Raw genomic sequence first — 15175 nt, forward strand, 5'->3', positions numbered from 1 at the left:
CATGGCCGCAAGCCGCGGCACGTGCCGCATCCGTCAAAATACGGCGGTCTCACTCGAACCGTAGCGCCTCGCCATTGCTGTCGAAGGCGAGGTACGGCGTCAGATCCCCGCCGGCGTGCACCGTGCGCACCATGGCCTTGAGCTGCTCGTCGGTCTCCGCATCGCTCGGCGGACGACCGTCACGCCCGGCGAGCGCGGCCGCGAGCAGGATCTGCCAGCGCTCGCCCTGAGCCCGGGACTCCTCGACCAGCGCCTCGAAGCTCTCGACTTCCTCGGGACGCCTGTCCACGTACATCACCGGCAGCAGCGCCCCGCCCCGGCCGGCCCGGTATCGCGCCGCCTGACCCTCATCGTGGTCCTCGGGCAGCTCGACGCGCAGGCACACGAACAGCAGCCGCTGCGGCTCGGGCTGGGCACGGGCCGCCTGCAGAAACGAGGCGAAGTCGGTAATGGCATTCATTATCAGGACCTCCCCGCGTCGTCGCTCACGCCCTGTGCCAGGCCGGCCCAGTCCCAGTCATCGCGACCGTGGGCAATCCCGGCGATCAGGCGCTGCCGGCACAGATCCGCCAGCGGCATGGGCACCCCGGCCCTGGCTGCCGCCTCGCCGGCGAGGGTGAGGTCCTTGAGGCCGAGCGGCATGGGGAAGCCCGCGGGCTGGTATGTCCGGGCCGCGATCCGTGCACCGTAGCCCTGATGAACCGGACTCGCGAACAGGGTGCTCGAGAGCAGCTCATGGACGCTGTTGCGGTCGATGCCGTGGCCCTCGCACAGGGTATACGCCTCCCCCATGGCCTCGCTCGCCGCGGCGATCATGAAGTTGCCGGCGAGCTTGACGATGTTGGCCGCGCCGAGTTCATCGCCGAAGTCCCACACGCCGGCGCCCATGGCGTCCAGCAACGGCCGGGCGCGGGCCTTGGCGGCGGCGTCCCCGGACACGCAGATATTGAGCTTCGCCGCCTCGGCCATGTCCGGGCGCCCGAACACCGGCGCCACCAGGACCTGTTCGCCGTGCTCCGCATGCCGGCTCGCGAGCTCGCGGCTGGTCTCCGCCGCCACGGTGCTCATCATGACGTGCAAACCACCCTCACCCAGCCGTCCGGCGATACCGTCCTCGCCCAGGGTCACGGCACGCACCGCGGCATCGTCGGCGAGCATGGTGATGACCACGCCACCGCCGGTCACCGTGCCGGCCGGAGTGTCGGCCACTGCGGCGCCGGCCCCGGCCAGGGGACGGGTCTTCGCGGCCGTGCGGTTATGGACCGTCACGTCGAAGCCCGCCCTGACCAGATTGGTCGCCATCGGCGCCCCCATGGCACCGAGCCCGATGAAACCGACAGCCGTATTCTCCGTCATGGCGCTTGCCTCCCGCCTCGCGGCCCGAATCAGTGAGTGGACTCATTGTCCACGCCACACCGCAAGCCCGGCAAACAGTATCGTCAAACCAAAATTGCTAATGATTTTCATTTGAATTACGGTTCGGAGCACCAGCCCTGGACAGCGGTGAGGGGAGCCGCGGGACCGCCCATCCGTGAATAACGACGATACGTACCTGGAACTCTACCGAACCCACCGCCCCGCGCTGATCGAGTACGCCACCCCACTGGTGGGCGACCGCATGCACGCCGAGGACGTGGTCCAGGAGGCATTTCTCCGCCTGGCGGGGCTGGACAGAGCCGATACCCCCGGCCAACACAGCGTTGCCCGGCCCCTTGCGTACCTTTACCGCTGCGTGCGCAACCTCTCGGTGGACTGGAACCGGCGGCGACGACTGGAAGCGGACTGCCGGGATAACGGTGCGATGGCATTGATGGGCCCGGCACCGACAACCCCGCCCGAACAACAGGCCGGGCGAGACGAGACGCTGCGGCGGGTGACTATGCTCGTCGACGACCTTCCGGACGACGCCCGCACGGCACTGCGAATGCACCGGGTCGATGGGTGCACCCTGCAGCAGATCGCCGACCGCCTCGATATCTCGGTGGCGACCGCCCATCGACTGGTCAAACGCGCCATCCTGCACGTCACCGTGGGCCTGGCAGCCAATGACTGAAAATCGCACCATACGGACTGCCGATCGTGGGCGGACCGCGTGTTCCCCTCCGCACCGATCGACTGACGGCAACACAGACACAGCACGGCAACGGAGGCATCGCGTGTCACGGCCCTCGCCCACCGAGCAGCAGGAAGCCGCGGTGGAGTGGCTTCTCCGGCTCGACGATGCCGACGAAACGGAACGCCGTGCGTTTGCGGCCTGGCTGGTTGCCGACCCGCGTAACCGGGAAGCCTGGGAACAGGTCCTGCACGCCTGGCAACAGACCGGCGTCCACTTCGCTGCGCCGGACGCCGCCGAGGCGCCCTCGACGACCCACACCTCAACGGCCACATCGCAGGAGATCCACCGCCCGGGCAGGCGACCGCGCCGACGACATACACGACTAATGACCGGCGCCGGCATGGCCGTCGCCGCCGCCGTGGCCTTGGCCGTCGCCCTGCCGGCGGTATTCCTGCGAATGGAGGCGGACTACCGCACCGGAACCGGTGAGATCCGGGAAGTCGCGCTCCCCGACGGCAGCACCCTGCACCTGGCCCCGCAAAGCGCTGTCGCCACCGATTTCTCCGGCACCCGACGCCGCATAGACCTCCTCCGCGGCGCCACCTACCTGGAGGTGCGCTCCGATGCTGGACGCCCGTTCACCGTCGACGCGGACGACGTCGAGGTCACCGTCACCGGCACCCGCTTCGGCGTCCGCCTCTCGGATCGGGCCATCGCGGTCGGCGTGCGCTCCGGGCACGTGCGGGTACGCGACACCCGCAACGCCACGCCCGGGGTTGCACTCGGACGCGGCGAACGCCTGACCGTCAGGCGTACCGACCGGGCACAGCAACGCACCGGCGTCCCGCCGGAAGCCGTCGGGCTGTGGACCGACGGCCGGCTGTACGTTGACGGCGCCACCGTCGGCGCCGCCATCGACCGGCTTCGCCCCTATCTCCCCGGTTGGACCGTGCTCGCCGCATCCGGCCTGGAGACACGTCGTATCACCGGTACCTACGACCTTACCGCCCCGGAGTCAGCGCTCCGGGCGGTGGTCGGCCCCCATAGCGGAACCATCCACCACGTCTCACCGTGGCTGAGACTGGTAACCGGTCCGGAAGACACTGCGACGACGGGGGGTGAAAAATAACGCGGCGCCATTCGTCACAGGGGGCGACAACACGAATAGGACTTATTCGTTTCACCCTGGATGGAGAGCGCCCATGACAGACATCCCGAACCGATCCACCACCCTCGCTGGGCGACACCGTCGACACCCGCGCACGGCATCCTCCATCGCCATCCTGCTGGCCGGCGGCCTGATCGCCGCGGCTCCCGCAATGGCGGCCACCGCCCCCGGCGGCACACAGACCCGGACCGCCAGCACCGAGCGCACCGCAGTCTTCGACATCCGGACCCGGGACCTGCGCCGCGCCCTCAACGCCTTCGGCCAGCAGTCCGGACTGCAGGTCACCGTCGCCACGGACATCGCCGAGGGCGTGCGCAGCCGGACCGTGACCGGCCGGCTGACGGTCGGCGAGGCACTGGACCGGCTGCTTCGCGGCACCGGCCTCGCCTGGCGGTTCACCGACGAGCGCACGGTAGTGCTGACCCGGGCGGCCGGCGGCAGCACCTCCCTGCAGCTCGACCCGGTGCGCGTGGAGGCCGCCGGTGAGACGGCGGACGGCGCAGCCGACGGCTATGTCGCCTACAGTAGCGCAGCGGCAACCAAGGCCGATGTCCCCCTGATCGAGACACCGCGCTCGGTGTCCGTGATCACCCGGGACGAGATGGCGGACCGCGGCGCGCAGGATGTGGTTGACGCCGTACGCTATTCCGCGGGCGTGACCACAGGCGCCTATGGACTCGATCCCCGCTTCGACCAGATCCGGGTACGCGGCTTCTCCGTCACCACCGTCGGCGACTACCGCGACGGGCTGCGCCAGCCCTACGCGCAGTACGGTACCTTCCGCACCGAGCCCTACAACCTGGAGCGCGTGGAGGTCTTCAAGGGCCCAACCTCCTCGCTTTACGGCGCCAGCTCCGCCGGTGGCCTGGTCAACCGGGTGAGCAAGCGCCCGACCACGGAACCGCACCGCGAGATCCGGGCGCGCTACAGCTCCGCCTCCCGCCGGGAGCTGGCGGCGGACGTCTCCGGGCCGCTGGACGAGGCGGCCCGGCGGCGCTACCGCGTCGTCGCCCTGGCCCGCGAGGGCGACGGCAACTTCCACATCGCCGACGACCGGTTGATGCTCGCCCCGTCGTTCACCTGGCAGCCGACAGCGGACACCTCGCTGACCCTCATCGGCCTGCTCCAGAAGGACGAGACCGACAGCAACGTCGCCTCGCTCAACCGCAACGGCCAGATCTACGACATCCGCGCCAGCGACCCGGACTACGACTACCAGAAGGTCACCCAGTACCAGTTCGGCTACCAGCTCGCGCACCGCTTCAACCGCGTCTTCGAGGTGGGACAGAACGTCCGCTACAGCGGCCTGGACCTCGACGCCCGCTACCTCACGGGCTCCGCGGCCGGCGGCGGCTGGGACGGCGACACCTACCAGCGCGGTGCCACCGCCCTCGAGGAGGACATGGACGCGTTCCAGGTCGACAACCACCTCAAGGCCCGCTTCGATACCGGCGCACTGCAGCATCACTCCATGCTGGGCGTGGACTACCACCACTTCGACTCCACCTTCGGCCAGGGCAGCAGCGCCGCCGATCCGCGTTACGACCTGTCCCTGGAGGACCCGCACTACGGTGCCTCCGGCCCGACGCCGGACATAACCTCGGAGACCGGGATGGAGGTTCGCCAGCTCGGGGTCTACCTCCGTGACCGCGTGCACATCGGCGGCTGGCGGCTGTCCGCGGGCGTGCGCCGGGACCGCCTGGACCAGACCTCCACCGACGAGACCGCCGGCACCACCACCGCCGACCGGGAGACGAGCCGCACCACCGGCGACGCCGGGCTGCTGTACCGCTTCGACAATGGCCTCGTGCCCTACGCCGCGGTGGCGACCTCGTTCGAGCCGGTGACCTACCGGGACAGCGACGGCGACATCCTCGAGCCGATCGAGGGGCGCCTCTACGAGGCCGGTCTCAAGTTCCAGCCCAACGACTTCAACGCCCTGTTCAGCGTCGCGGCGTATCGCCTGGTCGAGGAGAACTCGGCGCAGTACGTCGGCTACAACGCCTCCGTGGGCTCCTATTACGAGGCCGTCGGCGAAGTCGAGACCAACGGCGTCGAGCTGGAGGCGCGCGCGGACCTCGGCGGCGGCGTGGACCTCACCGCGGCGTACACCTACACCGACGCGGAGATCACCGACGACGCCGACGAGGGCGACATCGGCAACACGCCGTCACTGACGCCGGATCACTCGGCCTCGCTGTGGCTCGGCTACGAGGCGCCGGCCGGCGCACTCCGCGGCCTGTCGTTCCACGGCGGCCTGCGCTACATCGGCCGGACCTACACCGGCAGCAGCAACACCGACACCAACGACGCCCATACCGAGGTCGACGCCTCGGTGCGCTACGACCTAGCGGCCGTGGACCCGACCCTGCGCGGGGCCAGCGTATCGTTCAAGGCGACCAACCTGACGGACGAACGGCGCGAGGTCTGCAACGCCGGCTACTGCTATCTCGGCGAGGGCCGCACCCTGCTCGGCGAGTTCCGCTACCGGTGGTAACGCCCCGTACGGCGCCACGGACGGCGCCCGCCTGCGCCGATAACGCTGGAGGATCAAACCATGCCCCTGAGACCGTTTGCGGTCGCACTGCTCACCGGGATACTGGCACTCGGCGCCGGTAGCACGGGTGCAGACGGCAGATCGTCGCCACCCCCGGTCACACTGCCCGGGACCGCGCAGATCGAACTCACCGCCGGGCCGGACGGCGGCCGGCCCTACCGGCTGCTCGTCAGTGAACCCCGGGAGGAGGTCGAACCGCCGGACGACGGCTATCCGGTGCTCTTCGTGCTCGACGGCAACGCCCACTTCGCCGCCTTCCACGCCGCCAGGCGGCTGCAGAAGCGTTTCGCGGCGACGATCGTCGTCGGCGTCGGCTACCCCACCGACAAACCACTGGACTTCGAGCGCCGTTCCTACGACTTCTCGCCGCCGGCACCGCCGTCACGCAACGACCCGCCCCAGGGCGGCGACGCCGCGTTCCTGGAGACACTGTCCCGGCACATCGTCCCGGCGATCGCCGAACGCTATCCCGTCGACCGGAACCGCCTTTCGGTTTTCGGACACTCCTTCGGTGGCATGTTCGCGCTCCACGCCCTGTTCGCGCGGCCGGGACTGTTCAGCGACTACGTAGTGGCGAGCCCATCTCTGTGGTGGCAGCACGACTACCTGCTCGACGAGGAAAGGAGATTCGTTGCACGGGTGAAGGCCGGGCGGGTGGACGTGCGCGACGTGAGCGTCCTCCTCGTTGCCGGCAGCAGGGAAACGCCGCAGACGATCCAGGACGCACGGGCCCAGGCCAAACGCCTGCGCCCGCTGTCCGCCCACGGTCTGCGCACGGCGTTTCACCTCCAGCCCGGCGAGGGGCACATGTCGTTGCCGCCGGCGATCGTCACGCGCACGCTGCGCCAGGTATTCACGGCACGCCGGTACTGAACCGAGCGCGACGGATCACGGACGCAGTGCCAACGTCAGCGCCGCCCGCGCCGCCGGCCACATCACGCTGCCGTGGTCCTCGCCGGCGAAGACCGTCAGGTCCACGCCCCAGTCCGGATGCGCAGCACGGAGCGCGGCGGCCATGTCGCGGGTCCGGTCCACCATCGCGCGCTCACGCACACGGGCCGCCCGGGGTGTGCCCTGGGCGGACGGGCCGGGCGTCTGCTCGCGGGCACCGACGCCGAGCAGCACCGCCGGCGCCTGCGCGCCGTCGGCGGACACCCCGTTCCCGGCGACGGCCGGCCCCCCGGCCGGGTACCACCACAGCGACGGGCTGATCGCCGCGTAGCGGTCGAAGGCGGCCGGCCGGGTGAGCAGGGTGTATACCGCGAACAGCCCCCCGTAGGAATGCCCGAGCAGCGTCTCCCGGCCGGTATCGACCGCAAAGCGTTCGTAGATGGCAGGTTTGAGATGCGTCTCGATGAAGTCGAGGAACCGCGGTGCACCGCCGTGCGGACGTTCCTGCGGGGGCCTGTCCGGACTACCTTGCACCGGGGGCGTGTAGTCCCGGCTTCGCCGGTCAAAGGCGAACCGCTCGGTGTCCGTATAGCCAACGCCGACGATGAGCAACGGCTCCGGCGACGCCGCCGGGCCGTGGCGGGTCAGGCTCTCGCGGGCGGCAAGGAGCAGCGGGAAGCGGGCGTTGCCATCGAGCACGTAGAGCACCGGATAGCCTGCCGCCGGCGCCGGGCCGTCGGGCACGGCGACCTGGATCAGGTAATCACCACCGGTCTCCGGCGAGTGCATGGTCCATTGCCGGGTACCGGGCAGGGACACATTCCCCTCGCCCCTGCCGTCAGCCGCCATCACCCCTCCCGTCAGCAGCATCAGTAACACGCCGCACAGGGTGCGGCGCAGGTAGCGGCGCGCCACCCGGGGGCAACGCGCCATGGGTGGATCGCCGGATTCAGAAGTCATAGCGCAACGAGGCAACGACATTGAACGGCTGGCCGACCATGTTGAAGGTGTTCACGCCGCCGACGCGGGTGTAGTAATCCCGGTCGAAGACGTTGTTGAGGTTCACCTGAGCGCTGAGCCGGCGGGTGAAATCGTAGCCGACCATGGCGTCGACCACCGCGTAGCCCGGTGCCTCCACGTCCTGGCTGGAGCTGAAATCGCTTACCGCCGTGACGCCGCCACCGACGTGCAGGCCGTCGAGGGCACCGCCGGAGAACTCGTACTGGGTCCAGAGGTTGAACATGTTGTGCGGCATTAGCAGGAATATGCCGTCGTTCCGCGAGGTGGACGCCTCCTTCACCTCGGTGTCCAGGTAGGTATAGCCGGCGATCACCTGCCACTGCTCGGTGAGGTTGCCGGTGACCTCGAACTCCCCGCCCTGGATACGCATCTCGCCCACCGGCACCGAGTAGTTCGCACCGGGATCCGAGGACGCCGCTGCGCGGTTTTCGTCGTAGAGGCGAAAGGCACTGACACGGGCGTTGAGCGCCCCGCCCATATAGCTGCCCTTGATACCGACCTCGTACTGATCGCCCTCCCTGGGCTCGAGCAGATCACCGTCGGCACCGACGTCGGTCTGCGGCTTGAAGACCTGGGAATAGCTCGCGTAGACGGAGTGAGCGTAGTTCAGGTCGTAGACCACCCCGGCGTAGGGCGTCACCTCCGCATTGCCTTCCCGGTCGGCGTGGGTACCGCCCGCACGGTTATCGTAGTCCACGCTGTAACGGCTGACGCGGGCACCGCCGATCAGCGCCAGCGACGGGATCGGCCGCAGGGTGAGCTTGGAGTAGAGCCCCGTCTCGCGCAGCACGGTGCGTTCGTCACTGTAGCGATACCCGCCTGTGCCACTGCGCGCCGCCCCGAGGATATCCACGTAGGCGATGTCGTGGATCCCGCTCTCGGTAACGCGACCGGCGGTGAGGCTGCGCGTACGCCCGGACTCGGTCTCGGTGTCATAGCGCTTGTAGTCGGCGCCGACGACGAACTCGCTGACACTGCCGAACGCCTCGAAGGGCTGGCTGTAGCTGGCGTCCAGGGACAGGGACTGCTGATCGACGACGCTGCCGAGGCCGGCGACCGCGACGGTGTCGTTCGCGTCCAGTGCACTGCCGCCGAAGGCGTAATTGTAGTCCGCGTGGCGGTCGGAATAGCGGGCTGCGACACGGCCGTAGCCGCCGTTGACGAAGTCGTGGGTGAGCTCCGCGATCCAGTCGTCGCTGCGGCTGTCGAAGTCGTTCCACTCGGCGCCGAAGAAGGCGTCCTCCGACAGGTGCACCAGGTTGCCGTCGGCGTCCGTGGGCAGGCCGTTGTTGACGGTAATGTCCTTGTCGTTGTGCAGGTAGCCCAGCGACAGCGTCGTGTCCGTGCTCAGGTCCACGTCCAGGGCGGCATAGACATCGTTCTGGACGTTGTCGTTGTAATCCGCGAAGGCCGCATGCTCGTTGTGATCGGCGACGATGCGGCCGCGCACGTCGCCGTCGGCGTCCAGCGGACCACTGACGTCCGCCCCGAGATATCGCTGCTCGATGCTGCCGTAGCGGGCATCGACGTGGCCCTGGAAACCCCGGGTCGGGCGCTTGCGCACCAGGTTGACGATCCCACCCATCTCGCTGGTGCTGTTGAACAGCCCCGAGGGCCCGCGCATGACCTCGACGCGGTCGATCGCCGAGAGCGACGGCACCGTGCCGTTTATGCTCTGCATGGGCGCCGGCAGGCCGTCGATATTGAACTCGCTGTACTCGTAGCCCCGGGCGTAGATGGACGAACGCCCGTCGTCGTTGTTCAGCACCCGCATGCCCGGCGTGCGACGGCCGAGCTGATCGAGGGTGTCCAGGTTCTGGTCGTCCATCGCCTCGCGGGTGACCACGCTCACGGACTGCGGGATATCACGCAGCGCCGCCGGCGTCTTGGTACCCACGGTCGCGGCGTCCACCGCATAGCCGCCGGTCTCCTCGGAGGACGGCACCTGGTAGAGGCGGTTACCCTCGACGGTCAGCGTCTCCAGCCGCGTGCTGTCCGCGTCGACGCCCGTATCGCCGGACTGGGCCCGGGTCACGGGCACGAGACAGACAACGGCGACCAGCCCGCCCGCCGTCGCCAGGGTGATCGGCTTCACTGCTTTGCGTGCGCTCACGGTTACTCTTCCCCGCTGGTGGTGGGTGAAACGGTAACTGACATCAATAGGAATGAGAATCTGTTGCAATTGATATCAGGTCAGCGCATTCTCACACCTGCTGCCTCAACGGTGCCTTTGCGCTTTTCGCGGATGGTTTTGCGGAAACGGCGTTTCCGGCACCGTCCGGAAACTCGGGAGCGCCCCGGATGCTCAGTGTTCAGACATCACCCGTGACGACGGATAAACCCCTTGCGATCGATGCCGGCCAGCTGCGTGACGTGTCCGCGCCGGTGGCGCACCGTCATAGGCTGCAGGCTCCGAGCTGGAACCACCGTGCCCCGCTGCTCGACGGATTCATGCACCTCACGGAGATCCAGCCGGGGATGCTCCTGCGCGTGGCCGACGTCCACGACCGCTATGACCTGACCAGCCGCGCCGAGCTGCCCGCCGGCGTAAAGATCGCACTGGTGCTCGACGGCAACGCGCACGTGCGCTTCGGCGGACGTGCCATCACCCTGGGCAGGGACGAGCCCGCCACCGACCGTGCCGTGGCGGTGACGCTGGCACGGCCGGAGCGGTTCGTGCGCAACGGCCGCGCCGGCGGCCACGAGCGCACGGTCACATTGACGCTCACACCCGCCTGGCTGGCGGCCAACGGCTACGCGTGGCAACCGGACCCCCGGACCCCACCGCATCTGACCCGATGGACACCGTCGCCCGGACTGCTCGGCCTGCTGGAGGGCGTTATCGACCCGGGCGTACTCAGCGCACCGCCGCGCACCCGCCAGCTGCGGCTCACTGGCGCGGCGCTGAGCCTCGCGGGAGAGGCGCTGGCGGCGGCGTTCGACGGTGTCACCGCCACCGGTACGGAAGCACCGGTGACGAGCGACCGGCGCCTGCGGCGACTGATACGGCTGATCGATGGGGGCGCCGAACTGCCATCGACGCAGGCGCGCCTGGCGGCGCGGCTCGGCATGAGCCTGAGCAGCCTCCAGCGCCAGTTCCGCAGCCACTACGGCATGCCGCTGGGGCGCTACCTACGTCGTCGGCGACTGGCGGCCGCCGGCGAGGCGATACGCCAGAGGGGCATGAACATGGAGACAGCGGCGAACCTGGCGGGCTACACGAGCGCCGCCAACTTCGCCACTGCATTCAGGCGGGAATTCGGCATGCCCCCGAGCCGCTGCCGGGGGGCGCTGCAGGCGGATTGAGTCGACCGTGTCCCGGCAGCGCCGTCGGGGACGGCACTGCCGGGAACGGCCGGGCATGCGCGGCATCAGCCGGTGCGGAACCGGCCCATCAGCCCCTCGAGCTCGCTGGCGAGGCGGGCGAGCTCGTCGCTGGCGGTGGACACCTGGCCGGCACCGGTGGCCGTACGGCCGGAGATCTCGCTGATCTCGGTGATATTGCGGTTGATCTCCTCGATGGTGCTGCTCTGCTCCTCGGCCGCGGAGGCGATCTGCGAGGTCATGTCACTGATGCTCTGGATACCGGCGGTCACGGTCTCCAGCTGCTCGCCACAGCCGCGCACCATGGTCACGGTCTCGCCGCTCTGCTGACGCCCGGTCTCCATCAGCTGCGAGGATTCCCGCGCGCCGCTCTGCACCCGCTCGATGATATCGCGGATCTCGTTGGTGGAATCCTGAGTACGCGTGGCGAGCGTGCGCACCTCCTCGGCCACCACGGCGAAGCCGCGGCCGTGCTCGCCGGCGCGGGCGGCCTCGATGGCGGCATTGAGGGCGAGCAGGTTGGTCTGCTCGGCCACGGCATTGATGACATCCAGAACCGTGCCAATCTGCTCGGCGTCCGCCGTGAGGCGCGAGACGCCCTCGCCGGTACGGTCGAGCTGACGGGCGAGTTCCTCGACGGTGGTCACCGTGCGCTCCATGGTCGCGGCCATATCATTGGCCTCGCGGGTCGCCTCACCGGCGGATTCCGCCGCCTCACCCACGTTGCGCGCCACCTCCTGGACCGTCGCGGTCATCTCGTTGGTCGCGGTACCGACCTGATCCGTGGCGTCGTGCTGCGCATCGACGTTGCTCTGCGTCTCACGGCTGGTCGATGCCAGCTCCTCCGCCGCGGAGGAGAGCTGCTTGGTGGTGTCCGCCGCGCGGCTGACCATTTCGTTGAGCGTACCCAGGAAATCGTCGATCCGGTCCGAGAGCCTGCCGATCTCGTCCCGGGCCGGGTTCGCGAGGCGGATCGTGAGGTCGCCCTCGCCGCTGGAGAGATCTTCCACACGGGCCGACATCGCCTGAAGCGGCTTGAGCACACTCCGCGGCAGAACGATGAGGATGGCGACACAGACCGCCAGCCCGATGAGCAGCGCCGTGGTCAGCGTGATACGGCTGCTCACCGCGTCCGCCTCGACCTGCGCAGACAGCTCGGCGGCCATGTCGTTGACCCTTCCGGTCATCTGGTCGAGCTGGTTACGGGCGGTGTCGAACTGCTCGGCGCCGTCCCCGCTCGCGAGCCGGACCGCCTCGTCGGCGCGTCCGTCATCCACGAGGCTCCGGACACGACTGTTGATCTCCGCCCAGCGGTCGATCTCCTTGTCGAACTGCGCCGCGAGCTTCGCCGCCCGGGGGTCACCGAGCAGCTCTGCGGCCCTGGCCACGCGCTCACGGGCCTGGGTCAGGTTTTCGGCCTGCACCGCACGCTGCTCCTTGCGCTCCTGGGCGTTACCGGCCTGCAGGGCCCGCCGCTGCGCAATCAGGGACTGGTGAAGGTCACGGTCGGCCTCCAGGACCCGGGACCCGCCGGGCATGAGCTCGCCGGAATAGATCCGTGCGTCGTGAGCGAAAGTGCCGAGCAGCGACATGGAGAGGCCGGCCACGACCACGAGTATGAGAGTGAGCACGGCAACGGGGACGCCGAGCTTCCAGCGGAAAGACAGGTCACGCAACCAACGCATCGGTGCATTCCTCTAACGGGTAGTTCATGTTTGATAAAGCCCTTGCCGTCCCTGTCGTTTGTTTTTTATCCAGGTCGTCCCATTCCCCAATACGGTTATCGGCATCGTCGCACCACACGTTAGGGCCGACTTCGTTCCGGCAGCGCTTGAGGCCTCCCGCCGCAGAGTGATGGGTCACACACCGCCCACGTCTTACTGCCCGGGACAGCCAGCAAACGGGCAACCGGCACGCTTCCCGCCCCGACCACCGTGACCGGCAGTGCCCGCGGTGATACATTCCGCCATCACGCGTGCGGCGGTTGCCGGACGCCCGATCCCATGGGACTGCAATTCGCACGCGCCTGCTGACAAGGCACCGGCGGGCGATCGCCCCCGCACACGGGAGACCGTTCGGCGGCGGGGGGACACCACCCGTCCGACAGGCAACGGCCGGCAGAGGCGATCGATGTAAAGAACTGCCGTCCGCAGTCGTTATGCGGGGTGAGGGGTATCGATGCGGCGTCGGCGTCCGGGGATTCGCTGCCGTCAGACACCGCCCGATACACCAGAAGACAACGAACACAGACGGGGACACTCGGATGTCGCTTTTCCGTAATCTGACCATTCAGGCCCGCATTCTGCTGGTCTGCCTCCTGCCCCTTGCACTGGTCACCGCGGCTATCGTCGCCGCAAGCGCAAACAGCCTCCAGGATCAGGGTGCAAAGGACATCGCAGAGCTGCGCGATTCGCTGATCAACGCCCGCAAGGAATCGCTCAGGAACCTCGTCGACACCGCTGTCTCGGCAATCCGGCCGATCTATGAAAACGCCGGGCCCGACGATACGCAGGCGAAGGAGCGGGTGAAATCGATCGTGCGGAGCATGGACTACGGCGACAACGGCTACATCTACGTGTACAGCTACGACGGCACTGCCCGTGTCCTGCGCCCCAAACCGGAGCTCGAGGGCCAGAACCTCTGGGATCTCAAGATGGACAACGGCGAGTACCTCATCCGCGAGCTGATCGCTGATGCCAAGGAGGGCGGTGCCTTCTACCGGTACCGCTGGGATAATCCGGCCACCGGCAACGAGGAGCCCAAACTCTCGTTCACTACGGGCCTGGACAAGTGGAACTGGATGATCGGCACCGGCGTGTACCTCAACGACGTCGAAGCCAACGTCGCCGCGGCCCGCGAGGCGGTGAACACCAACGTCCGCCGCGAGGTCCTGGTAACCGCCCTGTCGGGTATCGCCGCCTTCGCGTTGATCGCCGTCATCGCCGTGATCATGACCCGCCGCATCGTCGGCCCGATCCGCGAGACCTCCCGGGCCATGCACGAGATTGCCGAGGGCGAGGGCGACCTCACCCAGCGCCTGCCCGTCGCCCGCGAGGACGAGGTCGGCGAGCTCGCCCGCCAGTTCAACGCCTTCGTCGCCAAGGTCCAGGACACCCTCCGTGACGTGCGCGGCACCACCGACCAGCTCGCCTCCGCCGCCGAGGAGCTCAGCCAGGTCGCCGCCCAGACCCGCAGCAACGTCGACAGCCAGAGCCAGGAGACCGACCACATCGCCTCGGCGATCAACGAGATGACCGCCACCGTGCAGGAGATCTCGCGCAACGCCGGTACCGTCCAGGAATCGGCCCGCGACGCCGACGAGCGTGCCCGCGAGGGTGACGGCGTGGTCCAGGAAAACCACACCGCCATGGAGACCCTCGCCGAGGACATCAGCTCCACGAGCACCGCGGTCAGCCAGCTCGCCGAGCGCAGCCGCGAGATCGAGACCGTACTCGACGTCATCCACGACGTCACCGAACAGACCAACCTCCTCGCCCTCAACGCCGCCATCGAGGCCGCCCGGGCCGGCGAGCAGGGCCGCGGGTTCGCCGTGGTCGCCGAGGAGGTCCGGGCTCTGGCCAAGCGCTCCAGCGAGTCCGCCGACCGCATCCGCACCATCATCGAGGGCCTGGTCGCTGACACCCGTACCGCGGTCTCCACAATGGAGCGCTCCCAGGAACGCTCCCAGAGCAGCCTCGACCGCTCCCACCAGGCCCGCGAGGCGCTGCAGAGCATCGCCACCGCGGTCTCGGAGATCCATGAGCAGATCACCCAGATCGCCACCGCCGCCGAGGAACAGGGGCAGGTCGCCGAGGAGCTCAACCGCAACGTCTCCGGCATCGTCGAGGCCGCCGGGCAGAGCTCCGAGGGCGTGCAGCAGACCAGCCAGGCCAGCGGCGAGCTCAGCCGCATGGGCGAGCAGCTCCGCGCCGCCGTCTCGCGTTTCCGCGTCTGAGACGCCACGCCAGCGGGCCGCCCACGCCCGGGCGGCCCTACCCCGCTCCCGCTCTCCACGCTATCCTGTGACCTTCCCGGAACCGACATTGCCGTAGTGCCGGAAACGCCCGTCGCGCGACGCCGGCACGCCGCGCAGGCCCGGAACGCAAGCGCCGAACGCGTATTATCGCGGCGGCGTGCCATCCGCCGACAACCAGGCCCC

At 68.8% G+C, this 15175-nt stretch carries 11 protein-coding genes; 6 read left to right on the forward strand and 5 right to left on the reverse strand.

Features of this window, described 5'->3' with window-relative positions; all coding sequences use genetic code 11:
- Positions 1–49: 49 nt before the first annotated feature.
- Positions 50–460: a ribonucleotide reductase subunit alpha gene (locus ACEZHJ_RS10870; protein WP_163144475.1), complete on the reverse strand. Its 411-nt coding sequence runs from the start codon at positions 458–460 to the stop codon at positions 50–52.
- A 2-nt stretch (positions 461–462) separates the two neighbouring features.
- On the reverse strand, positions 463–1356 hold the full coding sequence (locus ACEZHJ_RS10875; protein WP_259202425.1) for an NAD(P)-dependent oxidoreductase: 894 nt from the start codon (positions 1354–1356) through the stop codon (positions 463–465).
- Positions 1357–1531: 175 nt separating this feature from the next.
- On the opposite strand from ACEZHJ_RS10875, the gene ACEZHJ_RS10880 reads away from it, so the two are divergent.
- The 4 genes from ACEZHJ_RS10880 to ACEZHJ_RS10895 all read left to right on the forward strand — a co-directional run bounded on the left by ACEZHJ_RS10880 (position 1532) and on the right by ACEZHJ_RS10895 (position 6654).
- Complete coding sequence (locus tag ACEZHJ_RS10880) at positions 1532–2053, forward strand: RNA polymerase sigma factor (RefSeq protein WP_259202426.1); 522 nt, start codon at positions 1532–1534, stop codon at positions 2051–2053.
- 103 nt (positions 2054–2156) lie between these two features.
- Positions 2157–3185 carry a FecR domain-containing protein gene (locus tag ACEZHJ_RS10885; RefSeq protein ID WP_163143016.1) on the forward strand — a complete coding sequence of 343 codons (1029 nt, stop codon included), beginning with the start codon at positions 2157–2159 and terminating at the stop codon, positions 3183–3185.
- Between the two features lie 73 nt (positions 3186–3258).
- A complete protein-coding gene (locus ACEZHJ_RS10890) occupies positions 3259–5721 on the forward strand; it encodes a TonB-dependent siderophore receptor (protein WP_375036498.1) in 2463 nt (820 codons plus the stop codon).
- 60 nt (positions 5722–5781) lie between these two features.
- A complete protein-coding gene (locus tag ACEZHJ_RS10895; RefSeq protein WP_163139695.1) occupies positions 5782–6654 on the forward strand; it encodes an alpha/beta hydrolase-fold protein in 873 nt (290 codons plus the stop codon).
- 15 nt (positions 6655–6669) lie between these two features.
- Here the strand turns inward: ACEZHJ_RS10895 and ACEZHJ_RS10900 are convergent, their stop codons facing one another.
- Positions 6670–7605: an alpha/beta hydrolase gene (locus ACEZHJ_RS10900; protein WP_163139693.1), complete on the reverse strand. Its 936-nt coding sequence runs from the start codon at positions 7603–7605 to the stop codon at positions 6670–6672.
- Between the two features lie 16 nt (positions 7606–7621).
- Positions 7622–9805, reverse strand: a complete 2184-nt coding sequence (locus tag ACEZHJ_RS10905) for a TonB-dependent siderophore receptor (protein ID WP_259202433.1) — start codon at positions 9803–9805, stop codon at positions 7622–7624.
- Between the two features lie 212 nt (positions 9806–10017).
- Here ACEZHJ_RS10905 and ACEZHJ_RS10910 point away from each other — a divergent pair, with 212 nt between their 5' ends.
- Complete coding sequence (locus tag ACEZHJ_RS10910) at positions 10018–10998, forward strand: AraC family transcriptional regulator (RefSeq protein ID WP_163139691.1); 981 nt, start codon at positions 10018–10020, stop codon at positions 10996–10998.
- Positions 10999–11063: 65 nt separating this feature from the next.
- Here the strand turns inward: ACEZHJ_RS10910 and ACEZHJ_RS10915 are convergent, their stop codons facing one another.
- Positions 11064–12701 (reverse strand): methyl-accepting chemotaxis protein, encoded by a 1638-nt coding sequence (locus tag ACEZHJ_RS10915; protein WP_163139689.1) that lies wholly within the window; start codon positions 12699–12701, stop codon positions 11064–11066.
- A 578-nt stretch (positions 12702–13279) separates the two neighbouring features.
- On the opposite strand from ACEZHJ_RS10915, the gene ACEZHJ_RS10920 reads away from it, so the two are divergent.
- Positions 13280–14971, forward strand: coding sequence for a methyl-accepting chemotaxis protein (locus ACEZHJ_RS10920; RefSeq protein WP_163139687.1), 1692 nt, complete (start codon positions 13280–13282; stop codon positions 14969–14971).
- The last annotated feature ends 204 nt before the right edge of the window (positions 14972–15175 follow it).

Source organism: Arhodomonas sp. KWT2 (assembly GCF_041949875.1).
Taxonomy (GTDB): domain Bacteria; phylum Pseudomonadota; class Gammaproteobacteria; order Nitrococcales; family Nitrococcaceae; genus Arhodomonas; species Arhodomonas aquaeolei.

Bases quoted from the DNA above. Each gene is read 5' to 3' on its own strand.
- ACEZHJ_RS10870 (WP_163144475.1), bottom strand. From the start codon at position 460: ATGAATGCCATTACCGACTTCGCCTCGTTTCTGCAGGCGGCCCGTGCC.
- ACEZHJ_RS10875 (WP_259202425.1), bottom strand. From the start codon at position 1,356: ATGACGGAGAATACGGCTGTCGGTTTCATCGGGCTCGGTGCCATGGGG.
- ACEZHJ_RS10890 (WP_375036498.1), top strand. From the start codon at position 3,259: ATGACAGACATCCCGAACCGATCCACCACCCTCGCTGGGCGACACCGT.
- ACEZHJ_RS10895 (WP_163139695.1), top strand. From the start codon at position 5,782: ATGCCCCTGAGACCGTTTGCGGTCGCACTGCTCACCGGGATACTGGCA.
- ACEZHJ_RS10900 (WP_163139693.1), bottom strand. From the start codon at position 7,605: ATGGCGCGTTGCCCCCGGGTGGCGCGCCGCTACCTGCGCCGCACCCTG.
- ACEZHJ_RS10915 (WP_163139689.1), bottom strand. From the start codon at position 12,701: ATGCGTTGGTTGCGTGACCTGTCTTTCCGCTGGAAGCTCGGCGTCCCC.
- ACEZHJ_RS10920 (WP_163139687.1), top strand. From the start codon at position 13,280: ATGTCGCTTTTCCGTAATCTGACCATTCAGGCCCGCATTCTGCTGGTC.